Annotated in this window: 5 protein-coding genes and 2 pseudogenes; 5 read left to right on the forward strand and 2 right to left on the reverse strand. The window is 45.0% G+C overall.

Going from position 1 to position 5,548, the window contains the following annotated elements; genetic code table 11:
• From ACRC32_RS18105 to ACRC32_RS18120, 4 genes and pseudogenes are all read left to right on the forward strand, one after another.
• Positions 1 to 732: pseudogene (locus ACRC32_RS18105) on the forward strand (glycosyltransferase); the annotation flags it as partial.
• A gap of 49 nt (positions 733 to 781) precedes the next feature.
• Positions 782 to 2,416 (forward strand): ArnT family glycosyltransferase, encoded by a 1,635-nt coding sequence (locus tag ACRC32_RS18110; protein WP_438555276.1) that lies wholly within the window; start codon positions 782 to 784, stop codon positions 2,414 to 2,416.
• Between the two features lie 63 nt (positions 2,417 to 2,479).
• Positions 2,480 to 2,605, forward strand: coding sequence for a hypothetical protein (locus ACRC32_RS18115; RefSeq protein WP_438555277.1), 126 nt, complete (start codon positions 2,480 to 2,482; stop codon positions 2,603 to 2,605).
• Between the two features lie 94 nt (positions 2,606 to 2,699).
• Positions 2,700 to 3,911: an FIST signal transduction protein gene (locus ACRC32_RS18120; RefSeq protein WP_438555278.1), complete on the forward strand. Its 1,212-nt coding sequence runs from the start codon at positions 2,700 to 2,702 to the stop codon at positions 3,909 to 3,911.
• A 3-nt stretch (positions 3,912 to 3,914) separates the two neighbouring features.
• Here the strand turns inward: ACRC32_RS18120 and ACRC32_RS18125 are convergent, their stop codons facing one another.
• The gene (locus ACRC32_RS18125; protein WP_438555279.1) at positions 3,915 to 4,079 is read right to left on the reverse strand and encodes a hypothetical protein; all 165 of its coding nucleotides are present in this window, start codon (positions 4,077 to 4,079) and stop codon (positions 3,915 to 3,917) included.
• Here ACRC32_RS18125 and trmB point away from each other — a divergent pair.
• Positions 4,056 to 4,685: a tRNA (guanosine(46)-N7)-methyltransferase TrmB gene (gene trmB, locus ACRC32_RS18130; RefSeq protein WP_438555280.1), complete on the forward strand. Its 630-nt coding sequence runs from the start codon at positions 4,056 to 4,058 to the stop codon at positions 4,683 to 4,685. The two genes, ACRC32_RS18125 and trmB, sit on opposite strands and share 24 nt — an antisense overlap.
• An 85-nt stretch (positions 4,686 to 4,770) precedes the next feature.
• Here trmB and ACRC32_RS18135 read toward each other — a convergent pair.
• Positions 4,771 to 5,548: pseudogene (locus ACRC32_RS18135) on the reverse strand (dolichyl-phosphate-mannose--protein O-mannosyl transferase); the annotation flags it as partial.

A 5,548-nucleotide genomic window follows, 5' to 3' on the forward strand; every position in this document is an offset into this window, starting at 1 on the left:
TTTACCATTGCGGCAACGAAATATTTCAGCTATACCTTGCCATTAATGCCTGCGGCTAGCATTATTGTGGCTCTATGGTGGAGCGATCGCATTGCTCAAACGCAAAGTTTCCGCCGTCCTGGGTGGGGTTTTAAACTTAGTTGCGTTGCTAATCTAATTTTCTTGATTGTTCTCGCATTTGCCAGCTATTACAGCCCTAACTGGCTAGAAGACGATCCTTCTATGCCTAATATTGGCGCACGCATACAACAGGCAACTCTACCAATTATGGGGGCGGCGATTTGGTTAAGCAGCGCGATCGCCTGTTTAATTTTGGTACTCAAACGCCAGCATCATCGCCTCTGGGGAGTTAACTTAATTGGATTTGTTGCTTTTTTGATTGTCGTAGCATTCCCCTTCTCTCATTTAGTCGATCTCGAACGACAACTTCCCCTACGTCAATTAGCCCAAGCTGTTACCCAAGTTCGCCAGCCTGGGGAAGAATTAGTTATGCTGTCTAAGGGATTTCCCAAACCCAGTTTAGTATTTTATACCCAACACCCCGTTACATACGTCCTGCGACCGTCCCGGACTTCGCGCAAGATTCGGCAAATTCTGAGCGATCGACAGTCGGATACTAAGTCAGTGTTATTAATTGCCCCCACTAAAGCTTTATCGAAAACGGGTTTGACACCCCAGCAATCCGAACCAATTAGTCAGGCTGGAATTTATCAACTGCTTCGAGTTAGGTAATTGGTAATTGGTAATTGGTCGCCGACAAATAACAAATGACAAATAACAAATGACAAATGACCAAAAAGTAGCCACTTTATTAATTGGAGGACTGATATTTAGGATAATCATTGCGATTTTGCTTTATCCTGGTTTTGACGAAGCTTATTACTTTCTCTACACGTTAAATTTAGATTTAAGCTATTTCGATCATCCGCCTTTAGTGGCTCTTATTACGGGTTTTGGTTGCTGGTTAACAGGGGAAGTTTCTCAGTTTACTATTCGGTTAGGAACGTTAATTTTACATACAGGTTCTCTATTTTTACTGTATTTAACTGGTGCGAAAATATTTTCGCCTTCAGCTGGAATATTTGCCCTCGCGATCGCCTCCCTCGTTCCAATTTTTCAAATTGGTTTCGGTGTTTTAACTTTGCCTGATAGTCCTTTAATCTTTTTTTGGACGGCTAGTCTATACTGTGCTAGCTGGGAATTTTTTCCTAACAAACAAGAAAAAGATCCCCACAAAAAATACCAACCCAGCTATCGCTTAGCAATTCTGAGCTTACTAGTTGGTTTAGCTTGCTTGGGAAAATATCACGGGTTTATTTTAGGAGTGGGACTAATTGGCTTTTGTCTAACTCGTTCTCGTTATCGTTCTGCCTTATATTCTCCTTGGACTTTGCTCGGACTAGGATTATTTTGCTTAGCAATTTCTCCCATATTAATTTGGAATAGCCAGCATGAATGGGTGTCTTTCCGCTTTCAATCACGGCGGGGAATTCCTTCTGGAGGATACAATTTCTTAGATTTATTCGTAACTTTCTTATCTGGAATTGGCTATTTATTTCCCACACTAGGGCTTCCTTTGTGGTGGGTCAGCTTAAAGACATTTTTTAGAAATATGTCGGCAAAGTTACCTCGATCGAAGTTTAAGGGAACGGGGAACGGGGAACGGGGAATAGTGACTGGTAGCGATCGCGAAATCTTAATTCTCTGGGTTTCTTTACCTCTAATCTTAGGTTTTACTTGGTTAGGAGGATACAAACAAATCTTACCAACTTGGGCTACACCTGGATTTTGGGGAGCGACTTTGTTGTTAGGGCAAGCAGCAACAGCCTGGAAAATAATCGCCCATCCTCGCTGGGTACGTCGCTGGCTGTGGGGAACGGGGATTACACTTAGCAGCCTCTTGCTTTTTGCATTACTGCACGTAACAACTGGAACCCTACAAAAACCAAGTCAGTATGCCTTATTTGGCGGGTTTGTACCTCCAGAGGACGATCCTTCGATCCAAATATTCGACGTTCAGCAGTTGAGACAGGGATTTGCTACGTCGTCAGTTCTGCGCTCTGCTTTACAAAATTCCAGCTTTGTGTTTACCAATCGTTATTATCTCGCCGGACAAATAGGGATGGCTTTGGCTCCTCTCGCGTCAACACCGATAACAACCTTCGATCGCGATTTGAGGGGTTTTGCATTTTGGTCAAAACCTGACGAATGGATTGGTAAAGATGCTTTGTACGTAACTAACAATCTTTTCGTCCAAGAACAAAAATTTCTCGATCGCTACAATCTCTACTTCCAATCGATTGAAAAGATTGGCACTGTACCCATTAAGCGCGGCGGAGCAATTATAGATACTTTTCACATCTACCAGGCAAAAAACCTCCTTAAACCCTATCCGCGTCCTTACGGAAACAAGTAGGTAGAGGAGTAGGGAGCGCACGAGCAGGGAGCAGAGGGAGAATTTAATTCCGAATTCCGTAGCTTGCTTAAGCGAAGGGGTATTCCGAATTCTCCCCACACCCCACACCCCACACCCCACACCCCACACCCTACACCCCACACCCTACACCCCACACCCCACACCCATTTACTAGCCACTGACAACTGATAACTGAAGTAAGATGCTTGTAAGGAAGATCGATTGCCATAATTATTAGATGAAATGATGCATAAATCTAGATCGAGAAGGGATGGTAGAACTCATGGCAGATAAAATGCAGTGGGCAAACGCCCTATCAACTCGCCCTTCTTTAGAGGCTGCGGTGGCGGAAGTTGTGGAAGTGGCAACTTCTGCTTTACAAGCACCAATAGATCTAGGTATAGTCTTTATTTCGTCGGCTTTTACCAGCGAATATTCTCGCCTGCTGCCTTTGCTGAAAGAACGCATATCCATCCCAGTGCTAATTGGCTGTAGCGGTGGTGGAATTATTGGTATGAATGGGCAAAAACAAACCCAAGAAATAGAAGATTTACCAGCCCTGAGCTTGACGCTAGCACATCTTCCTGGCGTGCAAGTCACGCCGTTTCATATCGTTTCAGAGGAACTACCTGACTTAGATAGCCCTCCCAATACCTGGGAAGAGCTTTTGGGCGTTTCTGCATCTCCTACACCGCAATTCATTTTGCTCGCCGAGCCTTTTTCATCTCAAATCAACGATTTACTGGCTGGATTAGACTTTGCTTATCCTGGTTCGGTGACTGTTGGCGGACTTGCTAGCAGCAATCAGATGGGTGGACGAATCAATTTGTTTTTCAACGATAAAGTCTACCGCGAAGGGGCAGTCGGTGTCGCTTTAAGCGGAAATGTCGTGTTGGAAACTATTGTGGCGCAAGGTTGTCGTCCGATTGGCAAACCTTATCAGATCGGTGCTTGCGATCGCAATATTGTCTTAGAACTAGAAGCTCAACCCCCCTTGACAGTCCTGCGAGATATATTGGAAGGTTTGAGCGAAGACGATCGCGAGTTAGCACAAAATTCTTTATTTATTGGTGTAGCGCGGGACGAATTCAAGCAAGATTTAGAACAGGGAGACTTTCTCATCCGTAACTTACTAGGAGTAGACCCGAAGTTTGGCGCAATTGCGATTGGCGATCGCATTCGTCCAGGACAGCGCATTCAGTTCCATCTACGCGATGCCAATACCTCATCTGAAGATTTAGAATATTTGTTGCAACGCTATCAAATTCAAACTCAATCTTCTCCTGCTGCGGCTGGAGCGCTGATGTTCTCCTGCTTGGGCAGAGGTGAAGGACTTTATGGTAAAGCTAATTTCGATTCCCAATTATTCCGTCAATACTTACCAGGTCTGCCCTTGGGTGGCTTTTTCTGCAACGGTGAAATCGGTCCTGTGGGCAATGGTACCTTTCTGCACGGGTATACCTCTGTTTTTGCTATATGTAGGGGTAAGGGGTAGGGGTTAGGAGCGAGGAGTGAGGAGTGAGGAGCGAGGAGAATTTTGGATTATTTCTCCCTTGTTCCCCTTGTCTTCCTTGTCTTCCTTGTCTTCCTCGTCTCCCTTGTCTCCTTGTTCTTTCCCGACTCCCGACTCCCTAATTTCGTGGTTATTCGCGTTCGTCAGCACGTTAATCCGTTAGCCAACAAGTATCAAACTCCGGTCAGTCCGCCAGAGTGGGATAAAGTATTTGCTTTGCACAGCCAGCCTCTGCACCTGGATATTGGTTGCGGTAAAGGACGTTTTGTGTTAGAGATGGCGCAGCTAGAGTCTAGTTGGAATTTTCTCGGACTGGAAATTCGGGAACCGTTAGTAGAAGAGGCAAATAAATGGCGGGATGAATTGGGATTGACCAATTTGCATTACCTATTTTGTAATGTGAATAATTCGCTGTTACCTATTCTCAGTTCTTTACCAGAAGGAGTATTGCAGCGCGTCACGATTCAGTTTCCCGATCCTTGGTTTAAAAATCGCCATGCTAAACGGCGAGTCGTACAACCGGAGTTGGTAGAAGAAATCGCCAAATATCTCATTCCTGGGGGAATCGTATTTTTACAATCAGATGTTGAAGCGATCGCAGTAGAAATGCGCGATCGCTTTCTTGCCCATACTGCATTTCAGATCCAAAATCGAGAATGGTTGCCAGAAAATCCTTTACCCGTGGCGACAGAAAGAGAGAAGTCTACCCTGTCGCGCGGGGAACCCGTGTATCGGGCTTTGTTCTCCAAGCGATGATGGTTATAAATTGATGGTTAATGGTCGATTGTTGACAGAATTGCGATCGATAATCGATCTCTGATGACTCACTACTTGCTAAAAGTTAAACCCAAGAAGGCAACCACATCCGCCAGCGATAACTTTCAGGAGACAGCGGTAGACCTAAATAAAGCGGCATCCAGAAGACAAAAGCAATCAGAATCAAAAATATGACCGTTACGCCTAACAGCCGTAGGTTTCTGTGGTAGCTGCGCAACCATCGATCGACGATCCAAGCCAAGGCTAGTGTGGCAAACACCGAAGCACCCATGTAGTGGTACAAAAACGTGCAGCGCGTCACCCGCATCCACGGTAATAAATTAGCCAACCAATTTAGGGCAAAGTACAAATAGATCCCAATATTTTGAATTCTATTTTGAGCCTGAGAAGAATTACCAGTTACAAATACCTTAGACAAGCCCAACGAAGCGATCGCGCTTTTAGCGACTATCCAAACAGCATACAAAATTGCCACAGTGGAGAACCACCACAAGATCGGATTTCCCATTGCGTGTACGTCGTAGATGACTTCTGCACTCGCTTGTGGTAGAGGTGGTCCGACGACTGGTACTGATTCGTCAAGAGAAATGGTAGTTTTGTAAAAATAGGCAACCGGACGCAACATTAATAACCAGGTGTACCAGCGAGAACAATATGGATGCACGTCTGCACCACTACCGATGCGCTGGTGATAGAACAAGATCTCGCGCTGCATTTCCCAAAAGTTAGGTGTGGGATTGAGCATGAGGTGAGGAATCCAACTGATACTGTAGACGGCAACGGGGATTATCCCCAAGTAAAAGGCTATTTCTAGGGGAGTCGGTAATTGGTAGTTGGTAATT

Source organism: Chroococcidiopsis sp., assembly GCF_051657925.1.
Taxonomy (GTDB): Bacteria; Cyanobacteriota; Cyanobacteriia; order Cyanobacteriales; family Chroococcidiopsidaceae; genus Chroococcidiopsis.

Excerpts from the sequence above, each read along its gene's own strand:
- ACRC32_RS18120 (WP_438555278.1), top strand. The coding sequence starts at position 2,700 with ATGGCAGATAAAATGCAGTGGGCAAACGCCCTATCAACTCGCCCTTCT.
- ACRC32_RS18110 (WP_438555276.1), top strand. The coding sequence starts at position 782 with ATGACAAATGACCAAAAAGTAGCCACTTTATTAATTGGAGGACTGATA.